Source organism: Acrocarpospora phusangensis (genome assembly GCF_016862995.1).
Lineage (GTDB): Bacteria > Actinomycetota > Actinomycetes > Streptosporangiales > Streptosporangiaceae > Acrocarpospora > Acrocarpospora phusangensis.
Genome location: NZ_BOOA01000001.1, coordinates 130,578 through 145,551, shown reverse-complemented (window position 1 = coordinate 145,551; position 14,974 = coordinate 130,578). Strand labels below are relative to the sequence as shown.

The following is a 14,974-nucleotide window of genomic DNA, read 5'->3' as shown; positions in this document are numbered from 1 at the left end:
AGTCATACCGAAGTTATGGATAACATCCTCGGCGGATCATGACCGAGTAGCGTTTGCCCTGGTCATAGTTAAGGTGGCTTCCCATAAAATGTGATCTAAATCACATTTGGATCATGTAACGAAGCCCGTCCGATATGGGATGATCTTAGCCCCTGTCTCATTAGCCCCATATACCCCATGTGCAAAGTTCGTCAGGCTTATAACAATTGCAACGTTCCCGCCGATGTACAGCACCTTGACCCATAGGTTCTCCACGTCTGTGAAGGGCTAGTTTGCCCAGGATGATTTGGGCATATGGGGGCGAATCGCCCAGGAGGATCAAACGTGGCGTCAGATTCGAACTGGCTTGATGCTGCCTATGAATGGGTCGTCCGGTCCAGTGCCAACGGGACCTGGCGAGACCTGATCCCGCTGGGTCTGGCCGGCCTGCTCGTCTGGGGTCTCTGGCTCTATCGGGTGGTGCTGTCCCGGCTCGCGAAACCGGTCGTGAACAGTTATCGCACGACCGTCTCCGTCGTCGTCCCGTCCTACCGTGAGGACGCCGAGATCCTGGTCCGCTGCCTCGCCAGCTGGCTGGAGCAGGACCCGTACGAAGTGATCATCGTGGTGGACGTGGCCGACACCGAGTGTCACGCCAAGCTGCACGAGGTGACCGACCCCCGGCTGAAGGTCCTGGTCTACGAGCACTCCGGCAAGCGCTCCGCGCTGGGGGTGGGCATCAGGGCCGCCCGGGGCGAGCTCGTGGTCTTCGCCGACTCCGACACCTGGTGGCAGCCCGGCCTGCTGGACGCGGTGCAGATGCCGTTCGAGGACCCGGCGGTCGGTGGCGTCGGCACCCAGCAGAACGTCTACCAGCGCACCAGCAGCGTCTGGCGGCGCATCGCCGACTGGCTGGTCAACCTCCGCTACTACGACTACGTGCCGGCCATGGGCAGCCGCGGCGGCGTGGCCTGCCTGTCCGGCCGGACCGCCGCCTACCGGCGCTCGGCCATCCTCCCGGTCGTGCACAACCTGGAGAACGAGTTCTTCCTCGGCCGGCGGTGCATCGCCGGCGACGACGGCCGGCTCACCTGGCTGGTGCTGGCCTCCGGGTACAAGACGGTGCACCAGTCCTCGGCCCGCGCCATCTCGATGTTCCCCGACTCCTTCCGCGCCTTCGTCAAGCAGCGGGTCCGGTGGAGCCGCAACTCCTACCGCTGCTACCTGACCGCGCTGTGGAAGGGGTGGCTCTGGAAGACGCCGCTGGTCACCAAGGTGACCGTGCTGCAGATCCTGCTCACCCCGGTGACCATGGGCGTCACGCTGGCGTACCTGTTCTTCAGCCGGCTGGAGCTGACGGCGCTGGGCATCTCGCTGGCCGTCGGGTGGCTGCTGCTGGGCCGGGGCATCCGCGGCTGGTCGCACCTGCGCCGCCACCCGGGAGAGATCCTGCTGCTGCCGCTGCTCTGCCTGGTGGTCATCATGATCGCCCTGCCGATCAAGCTGTACGCGTTCCTGTCGATGAACAAGCAGGGCTGGCTGACCCGTACGTCCGACCAGGTGGGCGGAGCGGGCCAGAGCGCGGCCACGCTCAAGGGAATGGTCTGAGATGGCGCGTACCGCCACATGGCACGCCGCGATCTCGGTCGCGGGACTGGTGTTGTGCCTGAGCGCGGCTCCCGCCGCGGCCTCGCCCGCCTTACTGGCCGAGAACGCCGGCAGCCCTGTCGAGCCCGCCGGACCCACCGCGTTCCCCGAACCCACCCCGTCGCCCGAGCCGAGCCCGTCGGCCGAACCGAGCCCGTCGCCCAAGTCCACCCCGTCGGCCAAGCCGAGCCCGTCGCCCAAGTCCACCCCGTCGGCCAGGTCCACTCCGTTGGTCAAGCCGAGCCCGACGGCCAAGTCCACCCCGTCGGCCAAGTCCATCTCGCCCCCAGTGCCCGTCCTGTCCCCCGAGCCGACCCTGTCCGCCGAGCCGACCTTGGCCGCTGAGTCCGGCGGGTCCGCGGACCCCTTCGACCCGAGCTTCACGGTCTCCGCGGAGGACGCCGAGACGCAGGCCGCGCTGGTGGACATGGAGGACCAGCGGCTCGTGCAGACCAGGGCGGCCCTCACCGCCCTGCTCCAGACCGGCGGCATCGAGGCCGCCACGCGCAAGCAGCCCCAGGTCTTCGTCTCCTCGCACGGCCGCACGCTGGTGCTGCCCGCGCGCAACACCACGGCCCCGTACACGCTGCGCGACCTGATGGCCGTCGAGAAGGGCCGCTACGTCCGCCGGATGAAGGACGGCTCCTACCTGCTCGGCGTGCACGTCTTCGTCGCCGACGGCGCCAAGCTCCAGCTGCGCGGACCCCTGACGCTGCGCATGGGCAGCCTGCCCGGCTCGTTCAGCTCCATCATCGCGTTCGGCGGCGGCATCGAGATCAAGGGCGCCCCGGGCAAGCTCGTACAGATCACCAGCTGGGACGTGACGACGAACCAGCCGGACCGTTCCACGGCCGACGGCCGCGCCTACATCCGCGCGGTCGGCGGCGAGTTCAAGATGGAGTACGCCAACGTCTCCCACCTGGGCTTCTGGAGCGGCCGTACCGGCGGGATCGCGCTCACCGGCACCGAGCGGCCGGCCAGCGCGTACCGGCACAGGACCAAGTCGCAGCGCCACCAGGACAAGGCGGACCGGCTCTCCCGGACCCCCTCGCGGGGCAGCGGCAGCTACGGCGACGTGGAGACCATCCCGATCGGCCCCGGCACCGCCTCCCACCTGCTCGGCGACGAGCTCGTGTCCGGGTCGATCACCAACAGCCGCATCACCGGCGACGCGTACGGGCTGTTCGTCTCCGGCTCCAACCAGACGAAGATCGTCGACAACATGATCGTGGACAGCGTGGTGCACGGCGTCTTCATGCACCGGTTCGCCAAGAACGCCACGATCGAGTCGACCAAGGTGATCAACAGCGGCGGTGACGGCTTCGTGCTGTCCCGGGCCACCGAGAAGGTCCGGGTCACCGACTGCGTGGCCGAGCGGAACGGCCGCAACGGCTTCACCCTGAACGGCCGCGCCCTCGCCATCGGCCCGTCCGCGAGCGGCGAGTCCCTGGCCGTGTACGGCGACAGCTCCGTCAACAACAGCGTCGCCCGCGACAACGGCCGGTACGGCATCGAGGTGCTCGGCGGCAGCCGCCTGGCCGTGCAGACCAGCGAGGTCATCGGCGGCGACATGGGCATCGTGGTCCGGGAGGGCGCCAGCGGGGTGCAGATCTCCGGCAACAAGCTCACCAACCAGCGCCGCCAGGCGATCGCGCTCCGCGACGGCACGACCGACGCGCACGTGGCCGGCAACACCATCAGGGGCGCCCCCACCGGCATCTACCTGCGCGACGCCGACGGCATGGTGGTCGGAAACAAGATCACGACGCTGCGCACGCCGAAGTCCCACGGCATCACCGTGGTCGGCGACGCCGGCGACTCCGAGATCACCCGCAACACCCTGATCGGCTCGGGCACCAGCGCGGTCAGCGTCTCCCGGGCCGCGGACCGGGTGAACAAGCACAACAACGACGAGGACAAGTGGGTTGACACCTCGACGTTCTGGGTGCAGGCCAAGCGGTACGTGAAGCCGATGAACGTGATCTGGGCCGGCGTCTTCCTGCTGGTGGTCGTCTCGGCCATCCGGTCGCGCGGGATCATGGAGCGGCAGCGCCGCCGGGCCGGGATCCGCGATCCGTACGAGCACCAGAAGTGGCTGGAGGAGAAGCCGATCATGCTGCTCCGCCACGCGACGCCCTCTCCGATGGAGCGGCACGTCACCAACGGGCACGCCAACCGGCACCTGCACCCGTCGGTGCCGATGCACGCCGGATCCACTCCCACGGCAGGGGGCAGCTGATGAGCCGCAAACTCCTGACCATCCTGGTGATGGCGCTGACGGCGGCCGGCACCTGGGCCTACCTCTCCTGGATCGAGCGCCCGCCGCCCACGCCGGGCGTCAACGAGGTGCCGGCGGCGGAGGCGCAGCAGCAGTCCACCCTGGTCGACCAGGAGGACCTGCGGATCATGGAGACCCGGGCCACGCTCACCTCGGCGCTGGCCCGGGGCGGGCCCGCCGCCGCGCGGGTGCGGGTGCCGCACATCTCCAGTTCGGCCAACGGGCAGACGCTGGTGCTGCCGCAGCGGCGGGAGCCGTACCGGGTGGCGGATCTGGAGAAGCTGGGGCTGGAGCAGTTCCAGAAGCAGGAGGACGGCTCGTACGTGCTCAGCATCAACGTGTTCGCCGGTCCGGGCGCCAAGCTGGTGCTCCAGAACGCGACGGGCCCGCTGGTGATCCGCATGCGCAGCGAGCCGGGCTCCTTCGTCTCCATCGTGGGCTTCGGCGCGAGCATCCGGATCAACGGCTCCGCGCAGAACCCCGTACGGCTGACCAGCTGGGACTCCCACACCAGGACGGCGGACACCAAGGTGGCCGACGGCCGGGCCTACCTGCGGGCGGTCGGCGGCGAGCTCAAGATGAGCTACGCGGTGGTCGAGCACCTCGGCTTCTGGAGCGGCCCCACCGGCGGCGTCGCGCTGACCGGCAGCGACCGGCCGACCAGGAACGCGGAGCGGGTGATCGCGCCCGTCGGGCAGGCCTCGCCCGGGGCGACACCGTCCGCCACCCCGACCGCGTCGCCCGATCAGACCGGCCGGCGCCTGGTGCTCCTGCCCAACGGCAGGTACGCGCCGAGCGGCGGCGGTGACGACGAGATCGAGATCAACGACGGCACGGGCGGCCGGAAGGTGGCCTACCAGCTGCCGGAGGCCAACCTGGTGACCGGCGACATCACCGACACCACGATCACCGGCAACGCGTACGGCATCTTCATCACGGCCTCCAACGAGACCCGGCTGACCAACGTCACCGTCACCGGCAGCCTGGTGCACGGCGTGCTGCTGCACCGGTTCGCGCGCAACGCCTCGATCGAGAACACCACCGTGCGCAACAGCCGGGGCGACGGGTTCGTCCTGTCGCGCGGCACCCAGAACGTCACGATCACCGGCTCCTTCGCCGAGCGCAACGGCGGCAACGGCTTCACCATCAGCGGCCTGCCGCTGGCCCGGGGCCCGTCGGCGTCGGGGGAGTCGCTGCGCAGCTTCGGCGGCAGCTCGGTGATCAGCAGCACGGCGCGGGACAACGGCCGCTACGGCGTGGAGATCAAGGGCGGTCTCAAGCTGTCCGTGCAGACCAGCGAGGTCATCGGCGGCGAGATGGGCATCGTGGTGAGTGAGGACGCCACCGGGGTACAGGTGTCCGGAAACCGGCTCACCGACCAGCGCAGCCAGGGGATCGCGTTGCGGGACGGCGTCCGGGCGGCCCGGATCAGCGGGAACATCGTGCGAGGCACGCAGACCGCGATCTACCTCAGGGACGCCGAGGCGACCATCTCCGGCAACACGGTCCAGTCGGCCTCGCTGCACGCGATCTCGCTGCTCGGCGACGCCACCGGCACCAAGATCACAGGCAACACCCTGGGCGGGGCGGGCCGCAGCGCGATCGACACCGTGCGCGCGACCGGCGCCAGCGCCGTCTCGGGCAACAACATGGACGGCTGGCAGAACACGGCCGGGTTCTGGACCATGGTCAGGCGCGTCGCCAAGCCGATGAACCTGATCTGGTTCGGGGTGATCGCCCTGATCGTGATCTCCGCACTGCGGGCGCTGCGCAACGACGGACCGCGGGTCGGCCGTCAGTTCGTCCACCCCTATGAGAGGCAGTCACTGCTGGAGGAACGGCCGTCGCGGGTCCTGGAGACCGTCGCCGGCAAGACCCCGGCCGGGAGGAGCTAAGGCATGCGCCTGGACATCGACCGCAAAACGCTGAGCGGGATGCTGGCCGGGGCGATCATCACGGTGATCGTCGTGGTCATCGTCCGCGGGCTTTTCGGCGGATCCGGCGACCCGACCATGCGGGTTGAGGATGTTCGTCCGCTAAATGATGGAACGAGCGACTCCTCCCAAACGTCCCAAGAACAACAGGAAACGCCTGATTTGCAGGTGGAGGATGAGAAGGAGGACGACGACGTGGTCGAGTTCACCCCCCTGCAGGAGCCGCCCGCCATCGCCGTCCCCACCGGCGACGGAATGATCGAGTGCCCGGACGCCACGGTCACCGTCAGCGACTCCGCCGGCCTCACCGAGGCGCTGGCGGCGGCCGAGCCCGGCACGGTCATCCACCTGGAGCCCGGCGTCTACCTGGGCAAGTTCGTCGCCACCACCCCCGGCACCAAGGATGACCCGATCTTCGTCTGCGGCACCGCCGAGGCGATCATCGACGGCGGCGGCGTCAAGAAGGGCTACGCCTTCCACCTCAACGGAGTCGACCACTGGCGGCTCATCGGCTTCTCCGTCCGCAACAGCCAGAAGGGCGTGATGGCGGACAAGACCAACCACTCGATCATCCAGGGCCTCACCGTGCACCACATCGGCGACGAGGCCATCCACCTGCGCAACTTCAGCAGCGACAACGTCGTGCAGTACTGCATGGTGTACGCCACCGGGCTGCGCAGGGAGAAGTTCGGCGAAGGCGTCTACCTCGGCACCGCGGAGAGCAACTGGGCCACCTTCTCCGGCGGGCAGATGGACCGCAGCGACCGCAACCTCGTACGCGGCAACGTCATCAGGGCCACCGCCGAGGCGATCGACATCAAGGAGGGCACCACCGGCGGCCGGATCGTCGGCAACATCTTCGACGGCTCCGTCCTCGGCGGCTCCAAGCACAACGACTCCTGGGTGGACGTCAAGGGCAACGACTACGTGATCGAGCGCAACAGCGGCAGCAACACCAACGCGGACGGTTTCCAGACCCACAAGATCGTGGACGGCTGGGGCGTCGGCAACGTGTTCCGCGCCAACATCATCGACCTCGGCAACTCCGGCGGATTCGGCATCAACGACACCGTGGGCGGCAACACGATCGCCTGCGACAACAAGGTGACCGGCGGCCCGCTGGTCAAAAAGGGCAGCTGTTCCTGAGCACCGAGCTCGACGACACTCGAAAGGAAATCACTGACATGAGCGAAGCCGTACTCCCCCGGCTTACAGTCATCGGGACCGGCTACCTCGGGGCGACGCACGCGGTATGCATGGCCTCGCTGGGATACGACGTGCTCGGCCTCGACGTGGACGCGAACAAGATCAAGAAGTTGCAGTCCGGCGAGGTGCCGTTCTTCGAGCCAGGGCTGCCCGAACTGCTGGCCAAGACCATGGAGTCGGGCCGGCTCCGCTTCACCACCTCCTTCGAGGAGGCCGCCGCCCACGGCGACGTGCACTTCGTCTGCGTGGGCACGCCGCAGCAGCCCGGTTCGGACGCCTGCGACCTGAGCTACGTGGACGCCGCCATCCGCGGCCTGGCCCCGTACCTGACCCGGCGCAGCCTGGTCGTCGGCAAGTCGACCGTCCCCGTCGGCACCGCCGAGCGGCTGACCGGCATGCTGCGCGAACTCGCCCCCGCCGGGGACGAGGTCGAGCTGGCCTGGAACCCCGAGTTCCTGCGTGAAGGCTTCGCGGTCGACGACACGCTGCGCCCCGACCGGCTCGTGTTCGGCGTGGCCTCCGACTGGGCGCGCGACCAGCTGACCGCCTCCTTCCAGCCGATCCTGGACCTGGGCACGCCCATCGTGGTCACCGACCTGGCCACCGCGGAGCTGGTCAAGGTGGCCGCCAACTCGTTCCTGGCCACCAAGATCTCCTACATCAACGCGATGGCGGAGGTCTGCGAGGCCACCGGCGCCGACGTACGCGACCTGGCCAAGGCCCTCGCCTACGACGACCGCATCGGCGGCCGGTTCCTCCAGCCCGGCCTCGGCTTCGGCGGCGGCTGCCTGCCCAAGGACATCCGCGCCTTCGCGCACCGCGCCGAGGAGATCGGCGTCGGCCAGGCCGTCTCCTTCCTCCGCGAGGTCGACGCCATCAACCGCCGCCGCCGCTCCCGCACCATCGACCTGGTCAGGGAGCTGCTCGGCGGCCAGCTCGACGGCAAGCGGGTGGCCTGCCTGGGCGCCGCCTTCAAGCCCAACTCCGACGACATCCGGGACGCCCCCGCCCTGGACGTCGCCCGTACCATGCACGGCCTCGGCGCCAACGTCCGCGTGTACGACCCGGCCGCCCTCGACAACGCCCGCCGCGCCTACCCCGAGCTCCGCTACGGCACCAGCGCCCTGGACGTCGCCCAGGACGCCGACGTGGTCGTCCTCCTCACCGAGTGGGCCGAGTTCCGCGAGGTCCAGCCCTCCGCCCTGGCCGCGGTCGTCAAACACCGCCGCATCGTCGACGGCCGCCACGCCCTCGACGCCGAAGTCTGGCGCGCCGCCGGCTGGGAGTACCGCGCCCTCGGCTCCCCGTGACGCCCCCGCCCTGACACCCAGGACCCCGCACCGCCCCACGGTGCGGGGTCCTCGCCGTTCAGGCGGGCCATTCGCCGAGTATCAGCGCCGCGTCGACGAAGAGTTCCTCGCCCACGAGGGCCCGATCGAACCAGCCGGTGGGCGGCAGCCTCGGCGCGACGGCGGCCGGGGCATGAAAGTGCCGTTTGGCCGAGCCGAGGCTTCGGAGCAGTGCGGCGTAGTCGACGTCCCCTGGCATGCTTCACGTTTAACACATAAACGACCGCATTATGAGTGGCGACTATTGCCGCATCATTCGATTGACGAAAACGGTGTTGTCGGCCGGTCGTTGACAGGTGCGCGACGGGCGCTCAAAGTTCGCATCGAGTGTGGTTTTCGCTGACCGGGTTCTCTGCCCTTAGAGGGGGAGGCGATGAGCCCTGGTAGTTCGCGACTGTCCGGGAATGTTCCGCCTGATGGGGACGGGCGCCGCTGTTATGAGGCATGCCCGTGCGGCAAGGTCGTCGCCCGCAGGGTTCCTGGCACGATGTGTCCCCGCGGTCATCAGCGCGTGCAGGTGAGGGTTCAGCTGAGCTGTCCGGAGTGCCCGTGGGAGTCGTCAGGCTGGTACCTGTTCCAGCCCAGCTGCCCGGACGCACCGAATCGGGGCCATCGCCTACAAGTCCTGAGATACTCCTACCTATGATCGACAGTCTGCTCGACCGGGCCACATCGGTCCTCGAGCGGCGCTTTCTGCGCAATGCGTTTCTTCCCATGTTGCTTTTCCTTCCGGTGACGGTCACTCCTTCCGTACTGCAGGGGGATTTGCTGGAAACGGCGCTGACCGGCTGGGAAGGCCGGTCGTTCACGCTGAAGATCGTGACTGTCGTCGGGTATTTCACCTTCTGCTGGTTCGGCGCGGCGATCATCGCCAGTCAGTGGAGGAGCATCATCAGGCTTTTCGAGGGATATCCGCTGGCGCGGCTGCCCTGGCTCGAAGGCGTGGGAGTCCGGTGGCACCGGGCCAGACTGGCGGAGCTGACCACCCACGAGGAGCACGGATCCCATGCGGTGAGCGCGACCGAGTTGCGCTACTGGGCCTATCCGTCCACCGCCGTGTTGCCGACCCGCCTCGGCAACGTGCTGCGCGCGGCCGAGTTCTACCCGCTCCGGCGGTACGGCATCAGCCTGATCATGATCTGGCCGCGTCTGCACAAGATCCTGCCCCGGGAGACGGCGGAGGACGTCGAAGACGCCCGCGCCACCATGGAGTTCCTGCTGGTGCTCTGTCTGTGGCTGGTCGGGTTCGCCCTGCTCAACCCCTTGGTCGCGATGGCCCTCGGGACGTCGCTGCCGATCTCCCTGCTCTGCTTCGCGCTCGGTCTCCTCCTCGCCTACTGGGCATACCTTTCCGCCATCCCGGCGGCGGCGGAGTACGGCGACCACCTCCGGGCCGCGTTCGAAGTGCATCGGCACGAACTCCTGAAAAGGCTCCGGTTCCCGCAGCCGGGCACGTTGGCCGAGGAGCGGGCGCGATGGCGGGAGATCGATCATTTCGTGCTGACCGGGACCAGATTCGACTGGCGGTACGAACCCGATGCCGCCGAGGAACTGCGGGTGCGACTCGTCGACGGTGAGCGGTCCGGGACGGGTGGCGCGTGATGTCATCACCGGACGACGCGGCTGCCGCGAGCCGGCGACCCGCTCGTGCCCCGGCCGGAGACGCCGAGCCGCCGTCGGTAGGTGAACCCGTGTATGAGGTGGGCGAGGAGCCGGATCTTTCTGATCCGTCGGTTGCCGTGTCGCCGCGTCCCCGGGTCACCCGAGGACCGTTCTCCGGGGCGATCCTGCTCCTCGTCGCCACGGGTGTGGTCGTCGCGCTGGTCTGGATGCTGATGAGCGAGCGCCAGGTGCCCGTCCTCGTCGCCGGCGCGGATCTGCCCGCCTACCACGAGCTGAACATGAACGATCTCACCATCGACGTGCGCACGGCCCTGGACGGCGAGGGTTATGCCACGGTCCCCGTCGAAGGCCGCCTCACGTTGAAGGCCATCAAGAAAGGCGAACCGCTTCTCACCTCCGATGTGTCGCCCAGCGTGCGGCGGCTCATCAGTGGCGCGCTCACCGTCGTCGGCCTCGATGTCTCCCGCGCCGACGTGCTCGGCGGCGCGCTGCGCAGCGGCGACCTCATCCAGGTCCTGCTCGTCCAGCGAGGCCGCCCGTCCACCGAAGTGCGCGCGGTCGTCCTGTCGGCGTCGGAGCCCGCGCGGGCCGGCGCGGACTGGTCCCTGGTGCTCGCGATGAACGAGCGCACGGCGCGCAGGCACGCGGCGCTGCTCGCCGAGTCCGAAGTCGTCATCTTCAAGGACCCGACCGCGTCGGTCCGGTAGGGCTCACGTCCCGGCGCAGGTGTGGTGGTACGGCTCCGCCGGGAGGTACAGCGTCCAGTCGGCCGGGGTGAGGTCGTGGCCGATCTCGTGGCAGAGGCGGGAGGTGGCGGTGGCGGGGGAGAGGGACCAGTGGATGACCTTGCCGTCGCCGCCGCCGGAGACCAGGGTGCCGGCGGGGGTGAAGGCGAGGGCGCGGACGGGGGAGTCGTGGCCGGTCAGGGTGGCGGTGCGGGTCCAGGTGGCGGTGTCCCAGACGCTGATGGTCTGGTCCTCGCCGGCGGCGGCGAGGGTGCGGCCGTCCCGGCTGAAGGCGACGACCTGGACGGCGGCGGTGTGGCTGGTCAGGGTGGCCATGGCCGCGCCGGTGCGGACGTTCCAGACCTTGACGGTGCGGTCGGCCCCGGCGGTGGCGACGAGCGTGCCGGCGGGGTCGAGGGCGATGTCGCGGACCTCGCCCTGGCCGGTGGCCCAGTCCTTGAGGCGCTGGTCGGTCGCGGTGTCCCAGACCAGGACGCTGCCCGCGGGGCTGCCGGAGACGAGCAGGCTCCCGTCGCGGCTGTACTCCAGGGTGGTGGCGATGTACGGCGCCCCGGGGATCGGCCGTTCCGTCATGGCGGGGGCGTCCCAGCGGAACCGCCCCTGGGAGGCCGTGGCGACGGCGGAGCCGCCGGGATGGTGGGTGATGTCGGTGGAGGAGGCCAGCCCCGCGTACGGGACGGTGGTGACGCGTTTCCCGAGGGCGACGTCCCAGACGACGATGGTGTGGTCGCGGGTGAGGGCGAGGAGCCGGTCCCCGGCGGGGTCGAAGGTGATGGCCTGCACGTGGTCGGAGTGGTCGCCGAGCACGTCCAGCTGCCTGCCGTCCTGGTCCCAGAGGCGGACGGTCCGGTCGGAGCCTGCGGTGGCGACGAGCCGCCCGTCGGGGCTTGTCTCGATGTCGTTGACGGCTCCGCTGTGCCCGATGAAGGGCGGCACGGCCTGGTCGCGGATGACGATGGTCCGGCCGAGGCCGGCGGTGGCGAGGGTCCGGCCGTCCCGGCTGAGGGCCGCGGCTCTGGCCTCGGCGCGGCCCCGGTCGGGGTAGGTCGTGATCGGCTGGTGGCGGGCGGTGTCCCAGACGGTGACGCGGCCGTACTCGTCGGTGATGGCGATGCGGCCGTTGACGGGCTCGGAGACCACCCAGGCGAGGGCCTCCTGGGGCGGGATGCCGCCGAGCGGGCGCGGCTTGCCGCCGGCGCCGGCCCCGGCGACGTCCCAGAACTCCACGCCGCCGGAGTTGGTGCTGGTCGCGAGCCGTCCGGTGCCCGCGTCGAAGGCGACCACGTGGGCTTCGGAGGCGGGTACGGTGGCGACGCGCTCGCCGGTCGCCGGGTCCCACAGGACCGGGCCGCCCTTGCCGTCGGCGGAGGCCAGCAGCCTGCCGTCGGGGCTGAGCGACAGGGAGATGATCTCGCCGCCGGTCCGCACCTCCCGGCGGTTCCCCGCGCGCAGGTCGCGGATCTCGAAGCCGTCGCCGGTGCCGACGACCACGGTGGCGCCGTCCGCGCTGAAGGCCAGGGTGCCGCTCAGCGCCGGATAGTCGTGCTTGACCAGTGCCCGCTTGCCCGGCACGTCCCAGATGATCAACGATCCGGGGGTGGCGGTGATGCCGGCCGCGCTGGCGACGGAGGCCAGCCGGGTGGAGTCGCCGCTGAAGGCGACACTCCTGACGTAGTGGTCCACCCCGTCGGCGTGGCCGGTCAGCGTGCCCAGGCGGGTACGGCCCGCGGGGTCCCACAGCCCGACGCCCCCGTCCCGCCCGGCCGAGGCGAGCAGCTTGCCGTCGGGGCTGAGCGCGATGCCGAAGATCGGGGTGCCGCCGGTGTTGAGGTCGATCCGCCGCCGGGCCGCGGCGGCGGCGCTCAGCAGCGCGCCCCGCGTGTCCGGGTCCGCGCGCAGGCGGTACGCCTCGGCCGCCAGCAGCCCGGCCCGGTCGGGGTCGGTGGCCAGCAGCCGCCGGGAGCTCAGGGCGAGCTGGTGGGAGGTCTCGATGAGCTGCTGCCGCCGCGCCTCCGCGCCCTGCCGTACGGCGGTGACGCCGCCGAGGACGGCGAGCAGCAGCATCGCGGCCAGCCCGGCGGCCAGCCGTTTGAGGTGGCGGGCGCGGCGCTGCGCGGCCAGGCGTTCCCCGTCGGCGGCCTCCCGCCCGGCCGCCAGGAACGCGGCTTCGAGCTGGTTCAGCTCCTGCGGGTTCTCCTCGGCCCAGCCGCTCGCGGTGAGCAGCCGCAGCCCCCGGTAGAGCACGCCGGGGTCGCGGTCGAGCTCCTGCCAGGTGCGGGCGTCCTCGGTCAGCCGCCGGTGCGCCAGGAGTTCGGCCCGGTCGTCGGTGAGCCAGCGGTGCAGCCGGGGCCAGTGCCGGATGAGCGCCTCGTGGGCGACCTCGACCCGGTTCCCGTCCAGGACGATCAGGCGGGCGGCGGCCAGGCCGTCCAGGACGCCGTCCACGAGCTCCCGGTCGGCGAGGCCGTCGAGTTCGGCCCGGTCCATGGGGCGGCGGGTGTCCTCGGTGCCCTCGCCGAGCGCGGTGAGGCGGACGAAGACGCGGCGGGCCACCCGCTGCTCGGGCTCGGTGAGCGTGCCGTACTCGCGTTCGGCGGTCTGGGCGATGGCGCCGCGGACCCCGCCGCCGGCCTGGTAGGCGGCCAGGCTCAGGGCGGAGCCCGTACGGTTGCGCCAGGTTTCCAGGAGGGCGTGGGAGAGCAGCGGCAGGGCGCCGGGGCCGTTGCCGGTGTCGGCCAGGACGGTGGCCAGCAGGTCGGCGTCGACGGTGAGGCCGGCGCGTTCGGCGGGCCGTACGATCATCTCCCGCAGGTCGGTGAGGGCGGGCGGGCCGACGAGCAGCGTGGCCTCGTCCTCCAGTGCCGCCACCAGGTCCACGCACTGGGACAGGGGGGCCAGGAAGTCGGCGCGCACGCCGAGGACGACCGTGGTGCGCCGGTCGTCGCCCAGGGCGGCGTCCAGCAGGCACTCGATGAACCGGTCGCGTTCCGCGGCGTCGGCGCAGAGGGTGAAGACCTCCTCGAACTGGTCCACGATGAGCAGCGCCCGGGTCTCGGGCGGGCTCGCGGCGAGCGCGTTGCGGAGGGTCACGTCCAGCTGGGAGTGGTCGCGCGCCAGGTCCTCGCGCAGCCGGTCGGCGTCCAGGCCGGCCAGCTTGGCGACCTGCCCGGCCAGCGCCTCCAGCGGGCGGTCCGAGGGCGTCATCAGCATGGCCTGCCAGCGCGGGTCGCGGGCGGCCTGGCCGAGCAGCCCGGCCCGCAGCAGCGACGACTTGCCGCTGCCCGACGCGCCCAGCACGCTGACCAGCGGCAGCCGCTCCACCCTCCCGCGCAGCCGCTCGACCAGGTGGGCGCGGCCGAAGAACCACTCCTCCTGCTCCGGCTCGAAGGCCCGCATGCCCTGGAACGGCGGCTCCGCGTCCACCGGCTCGCGCGGCACGACCCTCCTGGCCCGATCCGGTACGGCCAGGCGCCGGTCCCCCCGCAGCACCGCCTCGTGCAGCCGCCGCAACTCCGGCCCCGGCTCGACGCCCAGCTGCTCGGCCAGCAGCGCCCGGGTACGGCGGAAGACCTCCAGTGCCTCCGCCTGCCTGCCGGACCGGTAGAGGGCGACCATCAGATGCGCGCGCACCGACTCCCGGTAGGGATGCGCCTCCGACAGCGCGGTCAGCTCGGCGACGACGTCGGCGTGGCGGCCCAGCTTCAGGTCGGCCAGCACGCGCTCCTCGTTGGCGCGCAGCCGCGTCTCCTCCAGCTGGAGCGCCGCCTGCCTGATCACGGGCGTCTCGGCGAGGTCGCCGTACGCGGGGCCGCGCCAGAGGGTGAGCGCCCCGGCCAGCAGGTCGCGGGCCGCGGCCGGGTCGTCGGCGGACAGGGCGCCGGCGGCGGTCACGTCCCGGTCGAACCGGTGGGCGTCCAGTTCGTCCGGCCCGACTCGGATCGAGTAGCCGTACGCGTCGCGGATGATGCGCTCGCCGTCCTTGAGGGCGCGGCGCAGCTGGTAGACGTACAGGCGGAGGTTCTCGGAGGCGGAGGCGGGCGGGCGGTCCCAGAGCGCCTCGGCCAGCTGGGCCGGCGGCACCGGGACGTTGGCCTGGCTGAGCAGCACCCCCAGCAGGATCCGCTGCTTGGTCGATCGCAGCGGGAGCGCGGCACCGTCGATCTCCACGGCGAGCGGGCCGAGCACGCGGAACTCCACGGGCGTCTCCAGGTC

General features: G+C 70.8%; 9 protein-coding genes. 7 read left to right on the top strand and 2 right to left on the bottom strand.

Annotated features, from left to right (window positions below; all coding sequences use genetic code 11):
- The first annotated feature begins 324 nt into the window (after positions 1-324).
- From Aph01nite_RS00615 to Aph01nite_RS00595, 5 genes are read left to right on the top strand one after another with little or no spacing between them, the layout of a single operon-like run.
- Positions 325-1,587, top strand: a complete 1,263-nt coding sequence (locus Aph01nite_RS00615; protein WP_204038689.1) for a glycosyltransferase family 2 protein — start codon at positions 325-327, stop codon at positions 1,585-1,587.
- Between the two features lies 1 nt (position 1,588).
- The gene (locus tag Aph01nite_RS00610; protein WP_204038688.1) at positions 1,589-3,865 is read left to right on the top strand and encodes a right-handed parallel beta-helix repeat-containing protein; all 2,277 of its coding nucleotides are present in this window, start codon (positions 1,589-1,591) and stop codon (positions 3,863-3,865) included.
- Positions 3,865-5,799: a right-handed parallel beta-helix repeat-containing protein gene (locus tag Aph01nite_RS00605; protein WP_204038687.1), complete on the top strand. Its 1,935-nt coding sequence runs from the start codon at positions 3,865-3,867 to the stop codon at positions 5,797-5,799. The genes Aph01nite_RS00610 and Aph01nite_RS00605 overlap by 1 nt, the downstream gene beginning before the upstream one ends.
- Before the next feature lie 3 nt (positions 5,800-5,802).
- The gene (locus Aph01nite_RS00600) at positions 5,803-6,984 is read left to right on the top strand and encodes a NosD domain-containing protein (RefSeq protein WP_204038686.1); all 1,182 of its coding nucleotides are present in this window, start codon (positions 5,803-5,805) and stop codon (positions 6,982-6,984) included.
- 38 nt (positions 6,985-7,022) lie between these two features.
- Entirely contained in the window at positions 7,023-8,354 is a 1,332-nt protein-coding gene (locus Aph01nite_RS00595) for a UDP-glucose dehydrogenase family protein (RefSeq protein ID WP_204038685.1), read from the top strand.
- Positions 8,355-8,412: 58 nt separating this feature from the next.
- Here Aph01nite_RS00595 and Aph01nite_RS00590 read toward each other — a convergent pair whose 3' ends face one another.
- Positions 8,413-8,592 carry a hypothetical protein gene (locus Aph01nite_RS00590; protein WP_204038684.1) on the bottom strand — a complete coding sequence of 60 codons (180 nt, stop codon included), beginning with the start codon at positions 8,590-8,592 and terminating at the stop codon, positions 8,413-8,415.
- A gap of 515 nt (positions 8,593-9,107) precedes the next feature.
- On the opposite strand from Aph01nite_RS00590, the gene Aph01nite_RS00585 reads away from it, so the two are divergent.
- Both Aph01nite_RS00585 and Aph01nite_RS00580 read left to right on the top strand, forming a co-directional pair.
- Positions 9,108-9,995: a hypothetical protein gene (locus Aph01nite_RS00585; RefSeq protein WP_204038683.1), complete on the top strand. Its 888-nt coding sequence runs from the start codon at positions 9,108-9,110 to the stop codon at positions 9,993-9,995.
- An 89-nt stretch (positions 9,996-10,084) separates the two neighbouring features.
- Positions 10,085-10,723, top strand: a complete 639-nt coding sequence (locus Aph01nite_RS00580) for a CpaB family protein (RefSeq protein WP_204038682.1) — start codon at positions 10,085-10,087, stop codon at positions 10,721-10,723.
- 3 nt (positions 10,724-10,726) lie between these two features.
- Here Aph01nite_RS00580 and Aph01nite_RS00575 read toward each other — a convergent pair whose 3' ends face one another.
- Entirely contained in the window at positions 10,727-14,959 is a 4,233-nt protein-coding gene (locus tag Aph01nite_RS00575) for an nSTAND1 domain-containing NTPase (protein ID WP_275418156.1), read from the bottom strand.
- Positions 14,960-14,974 lie beyond the last annotated feature (15 nt).

Excerpts from the sequence above, each read along its gene's own strand:
- Aph01nite_RS00610 (WP_204038688.1), top strand. The coding sequence starts at position 1,589 with ATGGCGCGTACCGCCACATGGCACGCCGCGATCTCGGTCGCGGGACTG.
- Aph01nite_RS00605 (WP_204038687.1), top strand. The coding sequence starts at position 3,865 with ATGAGCCGCAAACTCCTGACCATCCTGGTGATGGCGCTGACGGCGGCC.
- Aph01nite_RS00600 (WP_204038686.1), top strand. The coding sequence starts at position 5,803 with ATGCGCCTGGACATCGACCGCAAAACGCTGAGCGGGATGCTGGCCGGG.
- Aph01nite_RS00595 (WP_204038685.1), top strand. The coding sequence starts at position 7,023 with ATGAGCGAAGCCGTACTCCCCCGGCTTACAGTCATCGGGACCGGCTAC.
- Aph01nite_RS00590 (WP_204038684.1), bottom strand. The coding sequence starts at position 8,592 with ATGCCAGGGGACGTCGACTACGCCGCACTGCTCCGAAGCCTCGGCTCG.
- Aph01nite_RS00585 (WP_204038683.1), top strand. The coding sequence starts at position 9,108 with ATGTTGCTTTTCCTTCCGGTGACGGTCACTCCTTCCGTACTGCAGGGG.